The sequence below is a fragment of the Specibacter cremeus genome, from assembly GCF_003946885.1.
GTDB lineage: Bacteria > Actinomycetota > Actinomycetes > Actinomycetales > Micrococcaceae > Specibacter > Specibacter cremeus.
The window spans coordinates 24,257-46,934 of sequence record NZ_RWKQ01000001.1; the positions used below are offsets into that span (position 1 = coordinate 24,257).

Genomic DNA, 22,678 nt, shown 5'->3' on the forward strand with positions numbered 1-22,678 from the left:
GAGGCGATGGGCAGGGTGGACTGCAAGGCTACAGCCGTTCGAGGCTGGAGACGTTCGCGTCCATCCACTGCAGGTAATCCTGCCCTGCCGGCAGCGTTTCGGTGAAGTCGAGCACGGGCTTTCCGGCCGATTCGGCGGCCTTCTTCACCTCGGCCGTCTGCGGCCCCTCGGTCTGCGCGTTGTACGCGAGGAAGCGCACCGCGGACGACTTGACCAGGTCGGTCGTCTCCTTCAGCACGAGCGGCGGCACGTCGGACCCGTCCTCGATGGCCTTGCTGTAGGCCTCGGGCGTCTTGTTCGAGTAGCCGGCCTCCTGCAGCAGGTACAGCGGAACCGGCTCGGTGATCGCCACCCCGGCGCCGCCGTCGTTCTTCTTTTTCAGCACGGCCAGCCGTGACTGGAGCCCGCCCAGCGTCGCCTTGAACGCCGCGGCGTTCTTCGTGAACGTGCCGGCGTCGGCCGGGGCGATCGCGGACAGCCGGGTGGCGAGCGTGTCGGCCAGCGTGGCCATGGTCGGCAGCGAGTACCAGAGGTGCTCGTTGAAGTTGGGGGCGGCGGCGTCCAGGCCCGGCGTCGCGGCGACGGTGACGATGTCCTTCGCCGGCAGCACACCGGCGGCAAGGTTGGTGAAGAAGTCGTCGTAGCCGGCGCCGTTGGCCACGCCGAGGGCCGCCTTCGACACGGCCAGTTTGTCCTGCGCGGTCGCCTCGTAGGAGTGCGGGTCGGCCGCCGGATCCGTGATGATCGAGTGCACGTCCACCTTGGCACCACCCACCGCCGCGACGATGCTGCCGTACACGTCGGTGGAGGCCACGACGCCGATGCGCCCGTCCGCGCCGACGCGGGAGGCGCCCGAGCCCCCCTGGGAGGCGGTGGCACCGCCACAGGCGCTGAGGGCCACGGCGGTGGCCAGGGCCAGGCCGGCCAGGGCGGCGGGACGGGACAAGCGACGACGATTCACGGGCACCTCACGTGCGAGCTAATGAGAACGATTACCAATAGACTTCGTCCAGCATAACGCAGCTGGGAATCATTCGCATGTAGCCGGGACGGTCAGGCCTCGTGGTGGCGAAAGCGCATCTGCGTGGCGTCGCGGATCTCGCCGACGAGTTGCTCGATCACGTCCTCCAGGAACAGCACGCCGCGCGTCAGCCCATCCGCCGCCACAACCCGGGCCACGTGCGATCCGGTGCGCTGCATGATGGCCAGCGCGTCCTCGATCTCCTCGTCGCCGGTCAGGTTGACCATGGACCGGACCCGGCCCTCGCCGATCGGCAGCTCATAGCGGTCCACCGGGATGGGCAGCACGTCCTTCAGGTGCAGGTAGCCGAGCAGGTTGTCCGTGTCGTCATGGAAGACAAACCGGGAGAACCCCGTCTTGCCCACCGTGTGCTCGAAGTCGACGGGCGTGGCCGACGTCGGCAGTGTCACCAGATGCGCCAGCGGCACCATGATGTCCTCGGCCCGTCGGGTCGAGAACTCCAACGCGCCGGTGATGAGTCCGGACTGGTCGTCGACCAGGCCGGACCGCGTCGACTCCCGCACGATCGACTGGACCTCCTCGAGCGTGAACGTGGAGGACACCTCGTCGCTCGGCTCGATCCCGAACAGGCGCACGATGTGGTTCGCCGACCAGTTCAGGCTCACGATGACCGGCTTGACCACCTTGCCGATGCCCACCAACGGCGGGGCCAGCAGCAGCGCCGCCTTGTCCGCCGCGGAGACGGACATGTTCTTCGGCACCATCTCGCCGAACGTGACGTGCAGGAACGTGACGAGCAACAGCGCCGCGACGAAGGACACCGGGCCCGAGACCGCGGAACCGATGCCCAGCGCGTCGAACGGCGCGGCCACCACATGGTGGATGGCCGGCTCGGCCACGTTCAGGATGAGCAGCGAGCACACCGTGATGCCCAGCTGCGAACACGCCAGCATGAGTGAGACGTTCTCCATGGCGGCCAGCGTCGTCCTGGCCCGGCGCGAGCCGGCCTCGGCCAGCGGTTCGATCTGGCTGCGCCGGGCCGTCATGATGGCGAACTCGGCGGCCACGAAGAAGGCGTTGCCGAGCAGCAGCACGACCAGCCAGGCGAAACCGGCCCAGGCGCTCATGCCGCGCTCCCGTCGCGCTCGTCGCCGGACGCGGGGGCCGGTTCGGGGATGAACCGGATCCTGTCGATGCGGCGCCGGTCCAGGCGGTCCACGACCAGGGTGCCGCCGTCGACCGCCACCGTGTCGCCGACCGCGGCCACGCGGCCGAGCATGGCCATCATGTAACCGCCCACGGTCTCGTAGCTGGATTCGTCGGGCACGGTCAGCGGCCCGATGCGCTCGGACACCTCGTCGGGGCGCATCAGGCCCGGGAAGTACCAGTCGCCGGTGGCGGCCTGCAGGATGCCCGGCTTGACCCGGTCGTGTTCGTCCGCGACCTCACCGACGATCTCCTCGACCAGGTCCTCGAGCGTCGTCACACCCGCCGTGCCACCATACTCATCGAGCACGACGGCCATCTGCAGGTTGCCCTCGCGCAGTTCCAGGATGAGCGAATCCAGGTGGATGGTCTCCGGTACGCGCAGCACGTCCGTCATGATGGCGCCGGCCTCGATCGACGGGCGGCGCCGGAACGGGACGGACACCGCCTTCTTCAGGTGCACCACGCCACGGATGTCGTCCGAGGAGTCGCCGATGACCGGGAACCGGGAGTAGCCGGTGCGCCGGGCGGCGTCGATGATGTCCTGCACGCTCGCCTCCGCGCCGATGGTCTCCATCCGGGTGCGCGGGGTCATCACGTCGGCGGCCGTCTTGTCGGAGAAGCTGAGCGTGCGCGCCACGAACCGGGCCGTGCCGGCGTCGAGCGTGCCCAGGGCGGCCGAACGACGCACCAGGGACGCCAGCTCGGCCGGCGAGCGGGCCCCGGAGATCTCCTCCTTGGCCTCCATGCCGAACAGGTGCAGCACCTTGTTGGCGACGCCGTTGAGCAGCAGCACGGCGGGCTTGACGAGGGCCGTGAACACCAGTTGCGGGCGGGCCACGAACTTGCCGACCTGCAGCGACCGGGCGATCGCCATGTTCTTGGGCACGAGTTCACCCAGCAGCATGGACAGCAGCGTGGCCACGATCATGGCGACCACGAGGGCGGTCGCCTGCGCGGTGACGGCGTTGAGTCCGACGGCGGCGAACGGCTGGGCGAGCAGCGCACCGAGCGAGGGCTCGATGAGGAAGCCGGTCAGCAGCGTGGTCAAGGTGATGCCGAGTTGGCAGCTGGACAACTGGGTCGACAGGGATTTCAGGCAGCGCAGCAGGGATTCGGCGCCCTTGTCACCGTTGGCGACGGCGGCCTGGACGGTGCTTTGGTCAAGGGCGACGAGGGAGAATTCGACGGCCACGAAGAAGCCGGTGCCGAGGATGAGCACCAGGCCGGCGGCAAGAAGCAGCCATTCCATTACTTCTCCCCCGTTCCAGCCGGCCCGGCCCCGGGGAGGGGCGGGTTGCCGCGGGGGGTTCGCGCCGGTGGGGGGTGGTCGGCGCGGGCGCCGACCGGGGCGGAGGAAGTCGTACGGCGGGCACGTGTTCGGGGTTTGCCGGCGCGATCCGCGGCCACCTGCACGCGGCGCGGGCCGCGGGCGGGACGTTGGTGCCGGCCCCTAGATTTACTTTCCATAGGACTGCCAGTTTACATGTGGGCCCGGCCGGCCACGGTGGGGCCACGGCCCGGCGGCAACGGGCCCGGTCAGCCGTTGAGGACTGCCCGGATCCGCGCCACGGATTCGTCGAGGATGGCCGTCACGCCGGCGGCGATGTCAACGACGACGGCGGTCTCGTCCGGCTGCAGGGGTTCGAGCGTGGCCAATTGCGACTCGAGCAGTGCCGGCGGCATGAAGTGCCCGGACCGGCCCTCAAGCCGGGCGCCGAGCACCTCGACGGTGCCGTCCAGGTGCAGGAAGATCGTGTCGGGCGCCTTGGCGCGGATCGCGTCGCGGTAACTGCGACGCAGCGCCGAGCAGGCGATGACGACCCCGGCCGGCCCGGCGCCGGCCAATTCGTCACCGATGATGGACAGCCACGGCCACCTGTCCTCGTCGGTCAGCGGGGTCCCGGCGGCCATCTTCTGGATGTTGGCGAGTGGATGGAGCGAGTCGCCGTCCAGGAACGGGGCGTTCATGGCGTCGGCCACGAGGGCGCCGATGGTGCTTTTGCCGGACCCGGAGACCCCCATCACGACGACGCGGGGAACGGCATGTCCGGCCGACGCGGTGGGGTCGGGAACGTCGGGGCCCGGAGCGGTGGTATCCATGACTCCTTGTATATCAAGAGGCGTCTGGCTTGCCCAGCGTCGTCCGCCTGTCAACCAGGTTCACCCGGGCCCCACCAGCCCTACCAGCTTTGCGGCACGGGGCGGCCTTCCTCGTAGCCGGCGGCGGACTGGACGCCGACGACGGCCCGTTCGTGGAACTCCGCCAGGGTTGTGGCCCCCGCATAGGACAGCGAACTGCGCAGCCCGGCGGTGATCATGTCCAGCAGGTCCTCCACGCCCGGTCGCGCCGGGTCCAGGTACATCTTGGACGTCGAAATGCCCTCCTCGAACAGCCCCTTGCGGGCACGGTCGAACGCACCCTCCCGGGCCGTCCGGTTCTGCACCGCCCGGGCGGACGCCATGCCGAAGCTCTCCTTGTAGCGGCGCCCGGCGGCGTCGACCATCAGGTCCCCCGGGCTTTCGTAGGTGCCGGCAAACCATGACCCGATCATGACCTGGCTGGCCCCCGCGGCGAGCGCCAGGGCCACGTCCCGCGGGTACCGCACGCCGCCGTCGGCCCATACCGCCGCGCCGAGCTCGGCGGCCGCCGTCGCGCATTCCAGCACGGCGGAGAACTGTGGCCGGCCGACGGCGGTCATCATGCGCGTGGTGCACATGGCGCCGGGTCCCACGCCGACCTTCAGGATGTCGGCGCCGGCCGCGACCAGGTCGCGCACGCCGGCGGCGCTGACCACGTTGCCCGCCGCCACGGGCACGCCCGGGTGCAGCGACTTCACGGCCGCCAGCGCCTCGAGCATCTTGCGCTGGTGGCCGTGCGCGGTGTCGACGACGAGCGTGTCCACGCCGCATTCCAGCAGTGCGGTGCTCTTGCCGGCGACGTCGCCGTTGATGCCCACGGCCACGCCGATGCGCAGCCGGCCCGCGTCGTCGAGCGCCGGGGCATAGATGGTCGAGCGCAACGCGCCGGTGCGGGTGAGGGCCCCCACCACCCGGCCGTCGCGCAGGACGGGGGCGAAATCGGTGCCGGCCGCATCCAGCACCTCGAACGCGTCGCGCAGCGCCGCGTCGGTCGCCGCCCTGGCCTCGGCCGCGGCGAGGGTGCCGGCATCGGCGTCGCGCCGGACCGCGTCGAACGGGGCGACGTCGATGGTCAGCACGTTCTCGTGCATGACCGAATGCAGCGACGCGAACCTGTCGACGCCCTCGCAGTCGGCGGCCCTGACCAGCCCGGCGAACGCGCCGTCCTCGCCATGGGTGACGACGACGGCATTGTGCGACCGCTTGCCCATGAGGTGCACGGCGTCCACCACGATGTCCGCCCCGGTCAGCACCACGGGGGTCTCGAACAGCACGTCGCGGTGCTTGACCCAGGCGGTCACGTCGCGGAGCACGTCCAGCGGGATGTCCTGCGGCAGGATGGCCATGCCGCCGCGGCGGGCCACGGTTTCCGCCATCCGTTTGCCGGAGACGGCCGTCATGTTCGCCACCACGAGCGGGATGGTCGTGCCGGTCCCGTCACCGCTGGACAGGTCCACGTCGAGGCGGCTCGTCACGTCGGATCGGGACGGCACCAGGAAGACGTCCGAGTAGGTCAGGTCGGTGGTCGGTTCGGACAGAAATCGCATCAGGCACTTCCAAAGGGTCAACGGGCGTCGAAAGGCGGCGCGCCGGACCAGCGCACGGGTTCCCGGTTTCCGCCGAGTACGAGTCTAGTGCGTTGGCCGTCATTGTTGGCCGGGGTCGGCCGGCAGCCACGACGGTGTCGTGGAGGCCCCGCCCACCCCTGACGCAACTGGTGGACAGTAGATGTCGAAAATCCGGGCAAAACGAGCATCTACCGCCCACCAGTTCACAAACGAGCGGTTACGGTCCACTGGTTCGCCGGACACTGCACGGCGTGCCCCGCGGGACCCCCTGGGGGCCGCGGACCACGCCGTGCGGGTACAACCGGTGTCAGAGCCGGGTGTCGAACGAGTCGCAGAACACGTTGTCGTTGAACGTGCCCTGGAACGCCGAGAGCCCCTGGATCTTCGCCACGGTCGCCCGGATGGCTTCGCGGGTGGCGGCGTGGGCGTGGATGGCCGTCTTGACCATGGGCACGTCGATGAGGTGGTTGGGCTGGTTCAGTGAGACAAACACGGTGGGCACCTCGGTGGTGTACCACGGAATCTCCGCGGCCATCGGGGTGGACCACTTGATCCGAATGGCGGCCTCCTGGGCGAAACCCTTAACATTGGCGAACACGAACGCGGCGTCGTACTTCTCCGGGTAGTCCGCCGTGCCCTCCTCGGCGATGACGGACATGAAGTTCACGCCCGCCTCCCCCGCGGCGGTTCGCTCGTCCGCGGTCCGGAACCGGTGGACCTCGAAGCCCGCCCGTTCCAGTTCCTCCTGCACCAGGTCGAGGTAGCCGAGGGGGTCGGCCCGGGTGAAGTCGGCGCCGCCGGAGATGCCGTACAGGCGGATGCGCTTGTGCGTGGCCGGGGTGATGGGCAGGTTGTGCGCCGTGTCCTTGACCAGCGTGACGGTCTTGTCCGCGATCTCCGCGGCCACGGCCACATGCGCCGGGCTGCCAATGGCGGCGAGGGCCTCCACCGGTGGCACCAGCTCGTCCCGACTCTTGCGGTGCAGGCCCAGGGATGCCTTCAGGGCCAGGATCCGGCGCAGGGCGTCCAGCAGCCGGGCCTCGGTGATGACGCCGTTGCGGTACCCGTCGAGCATGAAGCCGAAGTCCTCTTCCGGGTTGCGGAAGAACAGGAACATGTCGCAGCCGGCCGCGATGGCGGCCGGGACCAGGTCCCGGCGCTTCATGGCCGCCGTTATGCCGACCATTTGGGAGGCGTCCGTGAGGATCAGCCCGTTGAATCCGAGCTCGCCGCGCAACAGGTCGCCGAGCAGTTCCGGGGCCAGTGTGGCCGGCAGGATGTCCGCGTCCGCCATTCCCGGCCGGAAACGCCGGGACAATTCCGGGGCGCCGATGTGCCCCACCATGATGGACTGCACGCCGTGCCCGATCATTTCCCGGTACACGTGCCCGTACGTCGTGTTCCACTCGTCGTAGCCGAGCGTGTTGTAGGAGGTCACCACGTGCTGGTCGCGCTCGTCGATGCCGTCGCCCGGGAAGTGCTTGATGGCGCACGCGGTCGGGGATTCGCTGATGCCGTCGAAGTACTCCTTGGCCCGCTCCACCACCACCTCCGGCGTGTTGCCGAAGGCGCGGGTGGAGATGACGGTGTTGCGCCAGTTGTAGTGGATGTCCACGATGGGCGCGAACGCCCAGTTGCAGCCCAGCGCGGCGGTCTCGACGCCGGCCACCTGCCCCATCTTGCGGGCAATCGATTTGTCCGGGTGCGAACCGGCCTGCAAATGTGTCGAGACGAACGTGCCGTCGTCGCAGCTGCCGGCACCGCCCATCTCCGGGTTGGAGGCCACCAGCAGCGGCACCTTCGTCTTGGACTGGGCGTAGCGGATGTGCTCCTGCACGGCCGCCGACGGGCCGGGCCGGTACCGCATGCCGCCCACGTGGTACTTCTCCAGCACCTCGTCGAGATACACGGGCGAGTAGTCGTTGTTGTGGTTGATGAACAGCTGGCCGATCTTCTCCTCCAGCGTCATCGACTCGATGGTCGACTCCACCCAGGCGATGTCGGCGTCGGCCAGGTTGAACGGGGCGGCCCTGAGGTCGACCTCGCGCGCACCGGGCGCCATGGGGGCCGGTACGGCGGCGGAGGCCGTGGCGGGCCGCAGCGAGCCGAGGCCGACGACGGCGGCGCCCACCACCTCGGCGACGCGCGCCGCGATGTCCACCACGGTCCCGGACTCGTCCGCGCCGAGCGGTTCCAGCGTGGCGAGTTGGGAGTCCAGCAGGGCCGTGGGCATGAAGTGGCCGCTGCGGCCCTCCAGCCGGGCGCCGAGCACGTCGCGGCTGCCGTCCAGGTGCACGAAGACCGTGCCCGGGGCCTGGGCGCGGATGGCGTCGCGGTAGCCGCGCTTAAGGGCCGAGCAGGCCACGACGAGCCCGCCGCCGGTGCTGGCCAGCTCGTGGCCGACCATGGCCAGCCAGGGCCGGCGGTCGTCGTCGTCCAGCGGCGTTCCTGCGGCCATCTTGGCGACGTTGGCCACCGGGTGCAGGGAGTCGCCGTCGATGAATGGCAGGCCGAGCTCGTGGGCGACCAGCGCGCCGATGGTGGTCTTGCCGCAGCCGGACACCCCCATCACGACGACTTGGGGTGCAGGCGCCGCGGCGGTGGACTGCGGGCTCACCAGTCGTGGACCGTTCCGTCGATGAGGCGGTTGTACGGCAGGTACGCCTGCTGGTACGGGAAGGCCGCGGCCGCCTCCTCGTTGAACTCGACGCCGATGCCAGGCGCCTCGCCCGGGTGCAGGTAGCCGTCCTTGAACGTCATGGACTGGTGAAAGACCTCGTTGGTCGCGTCCGAGTGCTGCATGTACTCCTGGATCCCGTAGTTGTGGATGGCCAGGCCGACGTGCAGCTGGGCGGCGAAGCCCACCGGGGAGATGTCGGTGGGGCCGTGGAAGCCGGACTTGACCTGGTACTGCGCGGCGAAGTCCATGACCTTCTTCAACGGCGAGATGCCACCGAAGTGGGTCGAGGCCGCCCGGACGTAGTCGATCAGCTGTTCCTTGATCAGCGTCTGGAAGTCGTAGACCGTGTTGAAGACCTCGCCGATGGCCAGCGGCGTGGTCGTGTGGGAGCGGACCAGGCGCAGCGCCTCCTGGTTCTCGGCCGGGGTGCAGTCCTCCAGCCAGAACAGGTCGTACGGTTCCAGCGCCTTGCCGAGCTTCGCGGCCTGGATCGGCGTCATCCGGTGGTGGCCGTCGTGCAGCAGCGGGATTTCCGGGCCGAACTCGTTGCGCACGGCCTCGAACACGGTGGGCAGGTGGCGCAGGTAGGCACGGGTGTCCCAGTCCTCCTCCTGCGGGTAGGCGCCACGGCCGGCCGGCTCGTAGTCGTAGCGTTCACCGCTGGCCTGCGCCTGCGCGGCGACACCGTAGACGGCCTTGATGCCGGGGATGGCCGTCTGGACGCGGATGGACTTGTACCCGAGTTCCAGGTGCTCGCGGATCGAGTCGAACAGCTGCGGCAGATCGGTGCCCGAGGCGTGGCCGTAGGCGCGCAGCCCGTTGCGGGACGCACCGCCCAACAGCTGGTACACCGGCAGCCCGGCGATCTTGCCCTTGATGTCCCACAGGGCCATGTCGACGGCGGCGATCGCGGCCATGGTGACCGGGCCGCGGCGCCAGTACGAGCTGCGGTAGATGAACTGCCAGGTGTCCTCGATGCGGTGCGGGTCGCGGCCGACCAGCAGCTGGGCCACGTGTTCCTTCAGGTAGGCCGCCGCCGCGAGTTCGCGCCCGTTCAGCGTCGCGTCGCCGATGCCGACCACGCCTTCATCGGTGGTGACCTTCAACGTCACGAAATTGCGGGACGGACTGGTGACAAAGACTTCGGCGGAAACGATTTTCACGAGAAGTGCCTTCCGGTGTTCGGGGTGGGTGGGAATCAGTGGGACGGGGTCTCGGACGCCGGGCCGTCGGTGGGGCGCCGCACCGTCCCGGTCGTGTCGGCGGCGTCGGATTCGGCCGCCTTCAAGCGGGCGGTCTGGAGGCGGATGACGCGGCGGTCGCTGATTTCGGCCACGATTTGCTTGTGTTTGGCGTCGGTCAGGGGGTAGGCGAGCATGGCGAGCAGGGCCAGGATGGCGAAGACCATGGGCAGCAGGCCGGCACCGGCGCGGATGCCCAGCAGTGCGTGGGCGCTTTGCTGGCCGACGCCGGCAGTGTAGCCGCCCCAGGCGAGGGCGAAGGCGGCCAGCGCGCCGCCGACGGCCTGGCCGGTCTTGCGGGTGAAGGAGAACAACGCGTACGTGATGCCCTCGGTGCGGATGCCGGTCTTCCATTCACCGTATTCGACGGTGTCCGCCTCCAGGGCCCAGACCACCATGCTGACCAGCATGACGCCTATCTGGGTGACGATGACGCCTGTGAACGCCAGCCACACCATGTTGGCAGGCGCGAGGAAGACGATCAGTCCGCCGGCAGCCATCAGGACCGTGGCAGCCAAGTACATCTGCTTCTTTCCGAAGGCCTGAACCAGTCGGGGCATGATGCTGGCCAGGCCGAAGGTCAGGACGATGTTGATGATGGACATGACGGCGTAGAGCTCCAGGGAGTGCAGCACGTCGCGGAAGTAGTAGATCTGGACGGTGCCGACGGCCAGATAGCCGGTCAGGAACAGGAAGGAACTGATGCACAGCAGCAGGAGCGGCTTGTTCCCTTTCAAGGTGGCGAAGCTCTGCCTCATGGAGACCTTGGCAACCTCGCGGACAACGCGTTCCTTGGTGCTGAAGACCGTGAACATGTACAGGGCCGTGCCGACGACGGCGAAAATGATGGTCATCGTGGTGAACAGTGGCTGAAGGTGGGCCCCGTCCTTCATCAGCGGCGCGATGAAGATGCCCAGGAAGGAAGCGACGGCCACGCCGCCGATGGTGCGGGCGCTGGCCAATTTGGCGCGCTCGCCTGCATGCTGTGTCATGGCCCCGGCGAGGGAGCCGTAGGGGATGTTGACGAAGCTGTAGGCCAGGCCAAGCAGGGCGTAGCTGACATAGGCCCAGAGCAGCATGCCGGACTGGCCGATCTGCGGGATGGAGAAGGCGGCCACGCTGAGCAGCAGCAGCGGCACGGAACCGAACATGATGAACGGGCGGAACTTGCCGAGCCTCTTGTGGTAGGTCCGGTCGACGACCCGGCCGGCGAGCACGTCGGAGAAGGCGTCAAAGATGCGCACCACCAGCAACAGCGTGCCGGCGGCCGCGGCACTGATGCCGGCCACGTCCGTGTAGTACAACAGCAGGAACATCGTGGCGGTGGTGAAGGCCAGGTTGTTGGCGGCATCCCCGGCGCCGTAGCCGACGATGCTGAGCTTGCGCAGTGGCCCTTGCGCATGCTGCGTGCCACCGGCAGCTGTTCCGGTCTTGTCCAGTGTCATGGTCATCACGGGCTCCTTCACCCATCCTCCGCACGGTGGCTGTCGCCATGCGGTGCGACGCGTTCCCGGCTCCGTCTTGCAGTGACTCTTGCAGTGAATCTTGCAGTGGGTACAGTGTCCGGGTTTCGCGTCAACAACCCCGTCCCGGCATCCTTGCCGGCTTGTGAGCTGTGTTACTAGTAGTTAACCAGTTGCAGCAACAATTGGCAACCGATTGCCAGCAGTTTTTTGCGGCTTCCCGTGCTGGTCGTCCCCCGACGCGGAAGCAGCCCACCCGTGCGATGACGGGTGGGCCGGCTCCGAGGGATCGTTCAGGCGCCCAGGGCGCCGTCGGCGGCGGCCCGGGCGATGCCGTCGACCACGGCGCCGTTGGCCGCCAGGTCCGCGTCCAGGATGCCCACCAGGGCGCGCACGTCGTCGTTGCCCGGCAGCGCAAGGGCGGCGGCCAGGTCAGCGGCCGCCGCGTCGGCGATGGCATCCCCGGCACGGTTGGCCCGGCGCAGGAAGGCGATCCATGAGGCGATCATGCGCAGGGCGCCCGCGCCGCTGCGCCCTGCGGCGAGTTCCGCCGCCAGGACGGGCACGGCCCGCATGCGCAACTTGCTGGAACCGTCCATCGCGATCTGGGCCAGGTGGTGCGCGATCCGGCCATTGCCGAATCGGCTCAGCAACGCGGCCCGGTACGCGGGAATGCCCAGGCCCGTCGCCGGAAGGTTGCGTTCGGCCTCATCCCAGAATTCCTCGATCATGGCCGCGCAGACGGGATCCGCCAGCGCCTGCGCCACGGTGCCGTGGCCACGCAGCTGCCCCGCATACGCCATCAGGGAGTGGGCGCCGTTGAGCAGCCAGAGTTTCCGGTTCTCGAACGCCTCGATGTCGTCGACGAACACGGCCCCGGCGCTTTCCCAGTCGGGTCGCCCGGCCGGGAAGTCGCCGCTGAGCACCCAGTCACGGAACGGCTCCGTCACCACCGGGGCGGCGTCGCCAAAGTCCGTGGCCGCCGCCACCAGCTGGATTTCGGCATCCGTGGTGCGCGGCGTGATGCGGTCCACCGAGGTGCCCACGAAGCTGACGTTCGCGTCGATCCAGGCGCCCAGCCCCGCGTCGGCCGCCGCGGCGAGCGGGACGATGGCCGCGCGGGCGGCGGCGCCGTTGTGGGCCAGATTGTCGCAGGAGACGACGGCGATCGGCCCGCCCCCCGCGCGGCGCCGGGCGTCAAGCGCCTGCACCAGGCGCCCGGCGGCGGTCACCGCCCAACGCAACCCGCCGTCGTCGTTCCCCAGCGCCGCGGCCAGCAGGTCGATGTCGGCGGCGACGGCCGGGTTGGCGGTGTCCAGCCGGCCGGCCGCGTCCAGGTTGTAGGCCGCCTCCGTGATGGTCAGGGTGACGACGGCGGTGCCGGGGGACGCGACCAGGCGCGCGAGCGTGGCGACGTCCGCGCCGTCATGGGCCTCGACGATGCTGGTCACCAGCTCGAAGCTGTCGCCGTCCCCCGCCCGCTCGATGAGCGTATACAGCCCGTCCTGGGCGGCCAGCGTGAGCGCCGCGTCGGGGCGGCGGCCGGTGAAGGCGGCAATCCCCCACTCGGCGGCGTCGCCGGCGTGCTGCGTGTACCAGGCCTGGTGGGCGCGGTGGAACGCGCCCAGGCCCAGGTGGACGATGCGCACCGGCGCCGCCGGTCCGGCCTTCGCCGTGGCACGGGTCAACGGTTGGACGGAGGTGGACTGGGTGCTCACAGCTTGAAGGCCCTTCGGGGTGCGGCGTCGACGATGTCAACGATGATCTCGTGCGCGCGTGCTTCGCTGACGCGGCGTTCGGCGACCAGGCGGGCCAGGAAGGCGGCCTCGACGCGGCGCGACGTATTGTGCCGTGCGGGGATGGAACAGAAGGCGCGGGTGTCGTCGATGAAGCCGGAGGACCGGGAGAAGCCGGCCGTCTCGGTCACCGCGGAACGGAACCGCAGCATGGCGTCCGGGGCGTCCAGGAACCACCACGGGGCGCCGATGAACACGGACGGGTAGAAGCCGGCCAACGGCGCGATCTCGCGGGAGAACACGGTCTCGTCGATCGTGAACGGGATGAAGTGGAAGCCGGCGGCCGTGCCGAAGTCCTCCAGCATGGGGCGCAACGCCTCGGTGTAGCTGACGGCGAATGGGATGTCGTGGCCGGTGTCCGCGCCGAAGCCGTTGAAGGTCGCCGTGTGGTGGTTGCGCAGCACGCCCGGGTGCATGGTCATGACGAGGCCGTCGCTGACGGACATGCGCGCCATCTGGTACATCATGTGCGCCTCGAAGACGTCCGCGTCGGCGGCCGTCGCCTCCCCGCGCCGGGCCTTTTCGAACAGGGCCGACGCCTCGGCCGGCTCGAGCCGGAGGGTCTGGGCCGTGCGGGATCCGTGGTCGGCGGACACGGCGCCGTGGTCCACGAAGTACTGGCGGCGGTTTTCCAGGGCACGGAGGTAGCCGGCGTGCCCGGTGAGTCCGTCGCCGGCCAACGAGATCAGCCTCTCGACGCGTTCGGCCCAGTCCGGCTGGCCGAACTTGATGTACGCGTCGGGCCGGAAGGTGGGCAGCACACGGCCGGGAAAGGAACCATCCGCGGCCAGCGCGGCGTGCGCGGCGAGGTCATCGAGCGGGTCGTCCGTGGTGGCCAGGACCTCGATGTTGAAGTCCGCGAACAGGCTGCGCGGACGGAAGGCCGGGCTTTGCAGTTTCGCGTCCAGCTCGTCGAAGAGGGCGTCCGCATGTTCGGCACTCGGTTCGCGGTCCAGCCCGAATACGTGCTGGAAGGAGTCCCGCATCCAGTAGCCGGAGGCGGTGCCGTCAAAGAGCGGCCAAGACATGCAGAAGTGGCGCCAGGTTTCGCGCGGTTCGACGGCGGTGGTGCCGCCCATGCGCAGCTGGTCCAGCGGGACGCCGCTGGCGTGGATGAGCCGGGTGACGTAGTGGTCCGGGGTGACCAGCAACGTTGCGGGGTCCGGGAAGGGCGTGTCCTGGGCCAGCATGGCGGCATCGACGTGGCCATGGGGGGAAATGATGGGCAGCTGCTCGACGTCGGCCAGCAGGGAACGGGCGATGTCCCGCGTTCCGGGATCGGCCGGCAGCAGGCGGTCGGGGTCGGCGGCCAGGGAAAGGGCGGGCGCGGTCGGATGTGACATAGATCAATCGTGGAACACCCGATTCAATTTGTCAACCGGTTGCCATGAGTTGCCAAGCGCCTTTTGCGGCGCGGGCGGGTCCTGCCGATGGGGCCGGATGGCGCCAGCCCCGGGCCGGCCGGGCGATGGGGCCAGGCCGGGCGTGTTCCTGCGGGTTCAGCCGCGGCCGGCCCCCTCCCCCTCGCGCAGCGTGTCACGCCAGGAACGCAATTCCCGGGCGTCCCTGAGCAATTGTCCGGCGTTGTCGCCGGCCACGAATTCCAGCAGCAGGTCGATGGCCGGGGCACCGGATGCGGCCATGGCGCGCAATCGTTCCAACCAATCGTCGCGATGCGCGGCCAGCGGCAGCCTGGCGGCCTCGGCATCCCATGAAAAGACGTGGACGGCGTCGAAGCGGCCGGCCAGCCGCCGGAGTTCGGCCAGGGCCGCCGCGGGGGCGATGCCGGGGCGCGGCTGCCAATAGGTGCGCACAGGCATGGCTCCTGTGTCCCGTGCGGCCGCGATGTCCTGCAGCAGCGCCAGGGTGGACCCGGCCGTGTCGGTCAACGTGTCCCGGTGGAATTCCAGATGCAGCACGATCCCCCGGGCGGCGGCCAGGTCTGCCGCCCGGGGCGATCCGTGCGGCGATGGCCCGCCGTTCCGCCACCGGCACATCGGCGGAACCGGCGCTGCCGGCCCACACCCTGATGCGCGGCGCGCCCAGGGCGGCGGCCGATTCGACGATGGGGGCAAACTCCTTGTCCGACCCCCTCCAATACGAGGCGTAACCCTCGATACCCAGGCCGGCGGCGGCGCACAACGTGCGGGCTTCCTCGGCCTGGGCGGCGTTGCCGGGCTGCACGTGCACATCGGCGCTCCACGAGATCGTCTCCAGGCCCGCCCGGGCGGCGAGGGCCACGACGTCGACCATGGACATGGATCGAAACGTCACCGACATGAGTCCCGTGCTGAACAATGTCACGGCGGGCCTCATGCCCTGCCGACGGCGGCCGCGCAGGCCTCCGCCGCCCGATCTGCAGTGATGACCGTATCGACGGCCAATCGGTGCGACACCATGGATGGCGCCTTCGACGGTGCCGCAAGGGGCACCCGGCGCCCACCCGACCGCATCATGGCCCGGCGGTTACCGGCCCACCGGACCGGTGGAGCCGCGCAGCACCAGTTCGGTCACCAGCGAGGGGGACTCAAAGGCGGTGCGGGGCTGGTCCAGTTCCTCGAGGATGCGTTGCACGGCCGCAACGCCGGACTCGCGCAGCGGCGACTTGATGGTTGACAAGGGCGGCGTGGTGAAGTCCGAACCGAAGATGTTGTCAAAGCCGAGAATGCTCAGGTCCGAGGGAATCCGCACGCCGGCGCCCTGGAGCTCGCGCATGAGCCCGATCGCCATGAGGTCGTTGTAGCAAAAGACCGCGGTGGCGACACTGGCGCGCACCGCGGCCGCCGCCCGCCGCCCGCCGTCGAGCGTTGGGACGCCGGAAGCCACCACGGTGGCCGACATGCCGGACCAGTCACAGCGGGCCTTGATGCTCTCCCAGCGCCGGGCGGACATCCACGACCGCTCCGGCCCGGCGACATACGCCAGCGACGTGTGGCCGAGCGAGGCGAGATGACGCACCGCGTCGGTGACCCCGGCGTCGGTGTCGGCAACCAGGGAATCGACGCCCTCGACGCGCCGGTTGATGACGGCCGCCGGCTTTTGCGCCGCCAACGCCCGGATCTGCTCGTCGGAGAGCCGCGGGCTGGCCAGCACGATGCCGTCCACGGTCGCCAGCATGCGCTGGGCTGCGGTCAGCTCCCCTTCCGCGGACTCCGCCGACTCGGCGAGCACCAGCGTGTAGTCGCGTTCGGCGGCGGCCGCCTCGGCGCCGCGAATGACCTCGAAGAACGCCGGGTTGGTGATGTCGGAGACAATCAGGCCGATCGTGTTGGTGCGCCCGGTGGGCAGCGCCCTGGCAAAGACATTCACCTGGTAGTGCAACTGCGCGGCGGCATCCTCGACCTTCTTCTGCGTCGTGGCGCTGACCCTGCCGGGTTTGCTGAGCGCCCGCGACACCGTCGACGGGTTCACGCCCGCCAGCGCGGCAATGTCGTAGATGGTCGGCGCCGTCCGGCCACCGCGCGCCTTGGCGACGGGCCGCGTTGCATCGTCGGCGATGTCCATGCTGTCGCTCAAATGATCCTCCGGGACGATTCTCCAGATGCCATCGTAACCGGAGGCGGGGCCTGATATTCGCATATCCGGCCCCGCCTGGCACGGGTATCGCACTGGTGTGCCGTTAGCCGCGCTGCGGGTACTTGCCCTCGTCGCCGATGCGCTTGTTCAGCAGTTGCAGGAACTCGTCCTCGTTAAAGTCGAGCGGCACCTCCTCGCCCTTCCAGCTGGAGAGGTGGATGGCGTTGGCGAGGCGGACGCCGTTGATGCCGTCGGAGCCCGGCGCCAGCAGCGGCGTGCCGTCCAGGACGTTGGCGGCGAAGTTCTCCAGCACGCCGGCATGCTGCGCACCCCAGGGCGAATCGAATTCGATGACCTCGGTGGTGAGGTACTCGTCCATGTCCAGCTGGCCCATGAACAGCCTGTGGACGTCGTCCATGCCCATGTTCTCGCTGATCTCGCGTTCCTTCTTCTTCAGCCGGGTGACGGTGGCGGTCTTGCTGCCCTCGACCACGATCTTGCCCGCATCGCCCAGGATTTCAAACCGGTCGGTGCCGACCATGTCGTGCGTGGCGGTGACGAACGTGCCGGTGGCGCCGTTGCCGTAGTCGACGACGGCGGTCACCTCGTCCTCGACGGCGATGTCGCGGCGGAAGCCGTAGGCGACCTTCGAGTAGACGGATTTCGGCACACCGCAGATCCACTGCCACAGGTCCAGCTGGTGCGGGGCCTGGTTGACCAGCACGCCGCCGCCCTCGCCGCCCCAGGTGGCACGCCACGCGCTCGAATTGTAGTAGCCCTGCGGCCGCCACCACGTGGTGATGATCCAGTTTGTGCGCAGGATGGTGCCGATCTCGCCGCCGTCGACGATCTCCTTCAGGCGCTTGTACAGCGGGTTGTTGCGCTGGTTGAACATGATGCCGAAGGAGAGCCCGGGCTTGGTCGCCGCGAAGTCGTTGAGTTCCCTGACCTGCTTCGTGTAGACGCCGGCCGGCTTCTCCACCAGCGCGTGGATGTCGCGTGACAGCGCGGCGATGCCCATTTCCGGGTGCAGGTAGTGCGGGACGCAGGTGACGACGGCGTCGACGTCGCCGCTGTCGAGCATGGCGATGTAGTCGTCATAGACGTGGACGCCGGGGTAGGTTGCCGACGCCGCCTCGCGCTTGGCGGGATCGGTGTCGGTGATGGCGCCGATTTCCATGTTGGGCACCAGGCCGTCGGTGATGAATTTGGCGTACATGCCGCCCTGCTGGCCGAGGCCGATGATGCCGAGGCGTAGTTTCTTGCTCATGTGTTCTGCTCCGTTTCGCAGCTGTTGTTCATGGTGTGGTCTCGACGAGCTCGACCACCGAACGGTGATTGAGCTTGTCGAAATCAGTCGGGACCACTGGTGATCGAGCCTGTCGAGATCGAAGGGTCAGAAAAGGTCCCTGAAACCCATGCCGACCAGGTTGTCGTGGGAGGTCTGCAAGGCATCCCACACGGAACGCCCGTACAGTTCATCCTGCTCCACCAGCAGGTACTGCGCTCCGGCGGCCTGGCTGTGTTCGATGATCGACGGGAAGTCGAGGTTGCCCTCGCCCACCTCGGCGAACTGGACCACGTTCTTGAACTCCGCCATGAAGCCGGCAATATCGCCGGTCTCCAGCAGCCCGAACGCCGACTCGGGCAGTATGCCGATCCGGTAGTCCTTGAGGTGCACCATGGCCGTGCGTCCGGCGTACTTGTCGAGGGTGCGGACGGGGTCCAGGCCTCCGCGCTGGACCCAGTGGACGTCGATCTCCAGGCCCATGGCCGGGGAGTTCTCGTTGATGATGTCTAGCATGTATTTGCCGTCGAACTTGGCAAACTCGATGTGGTGGTTGTGGTAGTAGAGGCTGATACCGTGCTCCTGCAGGCGCTCGGCATAGCCGTTGGTCTCCTTGGCGAAGTCGACGACGGCGTCGATCGACTTCATGGCCGGGAAGGGCAGCATGCCGATGCGCAGCAGTTTGGTGTCCAGCCGCTTGGCGTCGTCCACGATCTTGTCGAAGTCGTCCTTCAGCGATTCGCCGGGACGGCCCACCGGCTTCTCCATCATCACGGACAGCGAGGCGATGTCCATGCCGAGTTCGGTTTGGGATTTCTCCAGTTCCGCCACGTTTTCGGGGGTCATCGGGATCTGGGAGATCTCGACGGCGTTGTAGCCGATCGCGCTGACCTTGCGGAGCGTCTCAAAGGCGCCTACTTCAGCGAAGCTGTCCCTGAGCATCATCGCCTGCACACCAATTTTGGCCATGTCATTCCTTTCTTCGGCCGGGGCCCTGTGGGGCTCGTCCCGGCGGTCGTTCCAGACTGTAAATCTTGTGCGCGGGCTACGCAGAGATCGGGCTGGCTTCTTCCAGGCGTTGTGCATCCAGGAGCCGGTGCCGGTCATTGCGCCGCTTGGCCTGGCGGTCCGGGTCAGGCACGGGCGACGCCAGCAGCAGCCGCTGGGTATAGGGGTGTTCCGGGCTCCGCGTAACCACGTGTGCAGGCCCTTGTTCGACGATTTCACCGTGGTACATGACGGCGACGCGGTGGCTGATGTGCCGGACCACGTCGAGGTCATGGGAAACGAACAGGTAGGACACGCCGGTGTCGCGCTGGATCTGCAGGAACAGGTCCAGCACCACGGCCTGGGTCGACAGGTCAAGAGCGCTGACGGGTTCGTCGCATACAATCAGCTTCGGCGACAATGCCAGGGCCCGGGCAATGGCGACACGCTGGCGCTGGCCGCCGCTGAACTCCCGCGGCAGGCGGTTGATGGCATCGGAGGGCAGGCCCACCTGGTCCAGCAGTTCGCGCACCCGTGCCCTGGCCTGTGCCGGGGACTGGCCCTGGACACCCAGCGGCTCGGCCAAGATGGAGCCAATTTCCATGGATGGGTTCAGCGAGGTGTAGGGATCCTGGAACACGACCTGAAGGTCCCTGCCCAGGCGCCGGCGTTCGGCGCGCGTGGCATGGCTGATGTCGTTGCCTTCAAAGGTGATGGTGCCGCGGGTGACAGGGGCCAGGCCCAGCACCGCCCGCCCCAGCGTGGTCTTGCCGGAGCCCGACTCGCCGACCAGGCCGAGGGTTTCCCCCGGCTTGACGGAGATGTTGATGTCGGTCAGTGCCCGGAACGGCTTGCGCCGGAATCCCTTGAGCGGGTACTCAACGTCCAGGCCGGAAACGGTGAGCAGCTCGGCTCCGGAAGCGGCGCCATGATGTTTGGTGGTACTCATCGGGCCATCTCCTTCTCGTCACGCTCGTCATTGCGTGCAGCGGCTTGCGCGGCTGGCATGCCAGCGGAAACCAGCATGGTCATGGGCTCCTTGTCTTCGAGCATCGAGGACAGGAGCTTTTGTGTATAGGGGTCCTTCGGGTTGCGAAGGATGTCGCGGACGTCGCCGTCTTCAACGAGCCGGCCGTTCTGCATCACCGCGACGCGGTCGCACAGGTCGGCGACGACGCCGAAGTTGTGGGTCACCAGGATCACGCCAACACCCAGGCGCTTTTGCAGGTCCCGGACCAGGTCCAGGACGTCCGCCTGTACGGTGACGTCAAGCGCCGTGGTCGGCTCATCGGCAATGATCAGGTCCGGTTCGCAGCTGATGGCCCCGGCAATGAGAACGCGCTGTGCCATGCCGCCGGATACTTCGTGTGGGTAGGCCTCAAATGTTTTCTCCGGGAAGCGGATGCCTACGTCGTCCAGCAGCTTCAGGGCGCGCTTGGTGGCCTCGGACTTGGAAATCTTCAGCACCCGCATCATGGGGGTGACGAGCTGGTAGCCGATGGTGAAGGCGGGGTCCAGGTTGCTCATGGGCTCCTGGGGGATGTAGGAGATCCGCTTGCCGCGGTATTCGCTCAGCCGCGTCTGGCTGACGCGGTCATCGGTGGGGGCCACCGTATACTTACCGTCGAATTGGATGCTGCCGCCCACAATGCGGGCTGCGTCCGGCAACAGTCCCAGGATGGAGAAGGCGGTCTGGGACTTGCCGGAGCCGGATTCGCCCACGATGCCCAGGACCTCCCCGCGATCAACATGGAAGGAGACGTCGTCCACAACCTTCTTGATGGAACCGTCGGCCTGGGGGTAGCCGACGCCGAGGTGGGAGACCTTGACCAGATGGTGTTCGGTGCCGGCCTCCACAACGGCTGAAAAGGTGCGGTCGGGGCGGCGCCGGACCGTGGCCAGGGAAGCCTGTGCAGTGTTGCCTCCGCGCTTGGGGGCCTTGATCTTCTCGGCGTCCTCGAGGGCATCGCGGATGGCGTTGGCCAGCAGCACCAGCGCGCCGATGGTCAGGCCGATCGCCAGGGCCGGCCATACGAGCAGGAGCGGGCTGAGGTAGATGTTCTTGAAGCCCTCGTTGAGCATGACGCCCCACGTGGCCACCGACGGGTCGCCCAACCCCAGGAACTCCAAGCCGGACTGGATGGCGATGGCCACCCCGCAGATCACGGCTGTCTGGATGATGATAGGGGCGCGCACCACGGAAAAGATGTGCCGGGACATGATGGCGGTGTCGCTAAGGCCGGCCACGCGGGCGGCATCGACGTACAGCTCGTTGCGAACGGACTGGACGGCCGTGCGGGTCAGCCGGAAGTAGCCGGGCGCCATCAGGATGCCGAAGGCAACCATCGAGAGCCATACGGACGGCCCCAGGGCGGCCCGGACGGTCAGCAGCACGATGATGCCGGGCAGGCTCATCAGGACGTTGACCAGCCAGTTGGATACGCCGTCGAACTTGCCGCCGTAGTACCCGGCGACGAGGCCGGAGGGCAGGCCGATGGCGATGGCGACGGCGGCACACAGCAGTGCGGAGAGCAAGGTGGTCCGCGCGCCGAACACGAGCCGGCTCCAGACGTCGCGGCCCACGCTGTCGGTGCCGAGCAGGTTCACGGCGTCGCCGGATGCCAGGGTCTTGCCGATGTTGGCGAAGTTGGGGTCAAAGGAGGTCAGCACATTGGCCAGCACCGCCAGAACCACCATGAACAGCAGGACGACGACGGCCGACAGGCCCAGGGGGTTCTTCAGGATCTTCTTGATGACGTTGGAACGGACCACCGTCCCGCTCTGGCCGACGAGCTCGACTGGCACACTCATGACACACGCACCTTGGGGTTCAGCCAGCCGTTGATGAGGTCCACCAACAAGTTGACGATGATAACGATGATGACGGTGTACAGCACCACGCCCATGACGAGCGGGATGTCGCCCATGCTGGTGGACTGCACTGCCAGCGCACCCATGCCGGGCAACGCGAAGATTTGCTCAATGATCACGACGCCGCCGAGCATGCCCACGAACTTCAGGCTCAGGACCGTCAGCCCGGCCGGGGCGGCGCTGCGCAGCACGTGCTTGAAGAGGATTTCCCACTCGGGGATGCCGCGGCTGCGCAGTGTGCGCACGTAATCCCTTTCAAGCTGCTTGATGACTGCGCTGCGGATCTGCTGGGCGATGCTGGCGATTCCGTTGATGAGCAGGGCGATGACGGGCAGGGTCATGGAAGCCGCCCAGGCGTCTGCGCCGGAGTCCGGGGAGATGCTGCTGGTGGCCGGGAAAATCTTCAGGGTGATGGCAAATACGGAGACCAGGACGATCGCCAAAACGAAGTCTGGAATGGCATCGCCTACGACGGCGGCACCCTGGACGAGCCGGTCTATCCAGCCGCGCTTGACGGCCGCGGCCATCCCCAGGAGGGTCGCCACGATGGCAATGCACACTATCGAGACGATGACGAGGGTCAGCGTGATGGGCAGCCGGGTGGTGATGGCGCTGACCACGGGTTCGGAAGTGAACCAGGAGACGCCAAAGTCGCCGTGCAACGCGTTGCCGGCCCATTCGAAGAACCGGGTCAGCAGCGGCCGATGGAGTCCAAGCGCAATCTCCTTGGCCTGGACCTGCTCCTGGCTGGCGTACTCACCGAGGATGTTCCGGGCGATGTTGGCGCTGGAGAAGTACAGGAGGCAGTAGGTGAAGAAGGAGATGGCCACAAGCACCGAGATGCCGGAGGCAATTCGTTTGAGGATGAAGGAAACCATGGGGTGCTCCAGGTGGAGGGATCAAGGGTGGGGAGGTGTGCCGGGGGCGGGGCCCGCCCC

At 68.2% G+C, this 22,678-nt stretch carries 17 protein-coding genes; all 17 read right to left on the reverse strand.

Going from position 1 to position 22,678, the window contains the following annotated elements; genetic code table 11:
- Window positions 1–28 precede the first annotated feature (28 nt).
- The 17 genes from EJC77_RS00115 to EJC77_RS00195 all read right to left on the reverse strand — a co-directional run bounded on the left by EJC77_RS00115 (window position 29) and on the right by EJC77_RS00195 (window position 22,618).
- Entirely contained in the window at window positions 29–946 is a 918-nt protein-coding gene (locus EJC77_RS00115) for a metal ABC transporter solute-binding protein, Zn/Mn family (protein ID WP_240629586.1), read from the reverse strand.
- Window positions 947–1,053: 107 nt separating this feature from the next.
- Window positions 1,054–2,109, reverse strand: coding sequence for a hemolysin family protein (locus tag EJC77_RS00120; protein ID WP_125609544.1), 1,056 nt, complete (start codon window positions 2,107–2,109; stop codon window positions 1,054–1,056).
- Complete coding sequence (locus EJC77_RS00125; protein WP_125609545.1) at window positions 2,106–3,440, reverse strand: hemolysin family protein; 1,335 nt, start codon at window positions 3,438–3,440, stop codon at window positions 2,106–2,108. Before EJC77_RS00125 ends, EJC77_RS00120 begins: the two co-directional genes overlap by 4 nt.
- 287 nt (window positions 3,441–3,727) lie before the next feature.
- Window positions 3,728–4,291, reverse strand: coding sequence for a gluconokinase (locus EJC77_RS00130; RefSeq protein ID WP_125609546.1), 564 nt, complete (start codon window positions 4,289–4,291; stop codon window positions 3,728–3,730).
- An 80-nt stretch (window positions 4,292–4,371) separates the two neighbouring features.
- The gene (gene guaB1, locus EJC77_RS00135) at window positions 4,372–5,877 is read right to left on the reverse strand and encodes a GMP reductase (RefSeq protein ID WP_125609547.1); all 1,506 of its coding nucleotides are present in this window, start codon (window positions 5,875–5,877) and stop codon (window positions 4,372–4,374) included.
- 328 nt (window positions 5,878–6,205) lie between these two features.
- Window positions 6,206–8,467: a gluconokinase, GntK/IdnK-type gene (locus tag EJC77_RS00140; RefSeq protein ID WP_125609640.1), complete on the reverse strand. Its 2,262-nt coding sequence runs from the start codon at window positions 8,465–8,467 to the stop codon at window positions 6,206–6,208.
- Window positions 8,468–8,511: 44 nt separating this feature from the next.
- Window positions 8,512–9,741, reverse strand: a complete 1,230-nt coding sequence (gene manD, locus EJC77_RS00145; RefSeq protein ID WP_125609548.1) for a D-mannonate dehydratase ManD — start codon at window positions 9,739–9,741, stop codon at window positions 8,512–8,514.
- A gap of 35 nt (window positions 9,742–9,776) precedes the next feature.
- Window positions 9,777–11,270, reverse strand: a complete 1,494-nt coding sequence (uidB, locus tag EJC77_RS00150) for a glucuronide transporter (RefSeq protein ID WP_338069443.1) — start codon at window positions 11,268–11,270, stop codon at window positions 9,777–9,779.
- 305 nt (window positions 11,271–11,575) lie between these two features.
- Complete coding sequence (locus EJC77_RS00155) at window positions 11,576–13,000, reverse strand: mannitol dehydrogenase family protein (protein WP_125609549.1); 1,425 nt, start codon at window positions 12,998–13,000, stop codon at window positions 11,576–11,578.
- Window positions 12,997–14,421 carry a glucuronate isomerase gene (uxaC, locus tag EJC77_RS00160; RefSeq protein ID WP_125609550.1) on the reverse strand — a complete coding sequence of 475 codons (1,425 nt, stop codon included), beginning with the start codon at window positions 14,419–14,421 and terminating at the stop codon, window positions 12,997–12,999. Before uxaC ends, EJC77_RS00155 begins: the two co-directional genes overlap by 4 nt.
- Before the next feature lie 156 nt (window positions 14,422–14,577).
- Entirely contained in the window at window positions 14,578–14,997 is a 420-nt protein-coding gene (locus EJC77_RS00165; protein WP_125609551.1) for a hypothetical protein, read from the reverse strand.
- A gap of 547 nt (window positions 14,998–15,544) precedes the next feature.
- Window positions 15,545–16,594: a LacI family DNA-binding transcriptional regulator gene (locus EJC77_RS00170; RefSeq protein ID WP_240629588.1), complete on the reverse strand. Its 1,050-nt coding sequence runs from the start codon at window positions 16,592–16,594 to the stop codon at window positions 15,545–15,547.
- Window positions 16,595–16,697: 103 nt separating this feature from the next.
- The gene (locus EJC77_RS00175; protein ID WP_125609552.1) at window positions 16,698–17,864 is read right to left on the reverse strand and encodes a Gfo/Idh/MocA family protein; all 1,167 of its coding nucleotides are present in this window, start codon (window positions 17,862–17,864) and stop codon (window positions 16,698–16,700) included.
- A 126-nt stretch (window positions 17,865–17,990) separates the two neighbouring features.
- A complete protein-coding gene (locus EJC77_RS00180) occupies window positions 17,991–18,851 on the reverse strand; it encodes a sugar phosphate isomerase/epimerase family protein (protein WP_240629590.1) in 861 nt (286 codons plus the stop codon).
- 76 nt (window positions 18,852–18,927) lie between these two features.
- Entirely contained in the window at window positions 18,928–19,818 is an 891-nt protein-coding gene (locus EJC77_RS00185; RefSeq protein WP_125609553.1) for an ATP-binding cassette domain-containing protein, read from the reverse strand.
- Window positions 19,815–21,680, reverse strand: a complete 1,866-nt coding sequence (locus EJC77_RS00190) for a dipeptide/oligopeptide/nickel ABC transporter permease/ATP-binding protein (protein WP_125609554.1) — start codon at window positions 21,678–21,680, stop codon at window positions 19,815–19,817. Before EJC77_RS00190 ends, EJC77_RS00185 begins: the two co-directional genes overlap by 4 nt.
- Entirely contained in the window at window positions 21,677–22,618 is a 942-nt protein-coding gene (locus tag EJC77_RS00195) for an ABC transporter permease (protein WP_125609555.1), read from the reverse strand. The genes EJC77_RS00190 and EJC77_RS00195 overlap by 4 nt, the downstream gene beginning before the upstream one ends.
- Window positions 22,619–22,678 lie beyond the last annotated feature (60 nt).

Bases quoted from the DNA above. Each gene is read 5' to 3' on its own strand.
- EJC77_RS00190 (WP_125609554.1), bottom strand. From the start codon at position 21,680: ATGAGTGTGCCAGTCGAGCTCGTCGGCCAGAGCGGGACGGTGGTCCGT.
- EJC77_RS00125 (WP_125609545.1), bottom strand. From the start codon at position 3,440: ATGGAATGGCTGCTTCTTGCCGCCGGCCTGGTGCTCATCCTCGGCACC.
- EJC77_RS00175 (WP_125609552.1), bottom strand. From the start codon at position 17,864: ATGAGCAAGAAACTACGCCTCGGCATCATCGGCCTCGGCCAGCAGGGC.
- EJC77_RS00130 (WP_125609546.1), bottom strand. From the start codon at position 4,291: ATGGATACCACCGCTCCGGGCCCCGACGTTCCCGACCCCACCGCGTCG.
- EJC77_RS00185 (WP_125609553.1), bottom strand. From the start codon at position 19,818: ATGAGTACCACCAAACATCATGGCGCCGCTTCCGGAGCCGAGCTGCTC.
- EJC77_RS00140 (WP_125609640.1), bottom strand. From the start codon at position 8,467: ATGGGGGTGTCCGGCTGCGGCAAGACCACCATCGGCGCGCTGGTCGCC.
- guaB1 (WP_125609547.1), bottom strand. From the start codon at position 5,877: ATGCGATTTCTGTCCGAACCGACCACCGACCTGACCTACTCGGACGTC.
- EJC77_RS00120 (WP_125609544.1), bottom strand. From the start codon at position 2,109: ATGAGCGCCTGGGCCGGTTTCGCCTGGCTGGTCGTGCTGCTGCTCGGC.
- uidB (WP_338069443.1), bottom strand. From the start codon at position 11,270: ATGACCATGACACTGGACAAGACCGGAACAGCTGCCGGTGGCACGCAG.
- uxaC (WP_125609550.1), bottom strand. From the start codon at position 14,421: ATGTCACATCCGACCGCGCCCGCCCTTTCCCTGGCCGCCGACCCCGAC.
- EJC77_RS00180 (WP_240629590.1), bottom strand. From the start codon at position 18,851: ATGGCCAAAATTGGTGTGCAGGCGATGATGCTCAGGGACAGCTTCGCT.
- EJC77_RS00195 (WP_125609555.1), bottom strand. From the start codon at position 22,618: ATGGTTTCCTTCATCCTCAAACGAATTGCCTCCGGCATCTCGGTGCTT.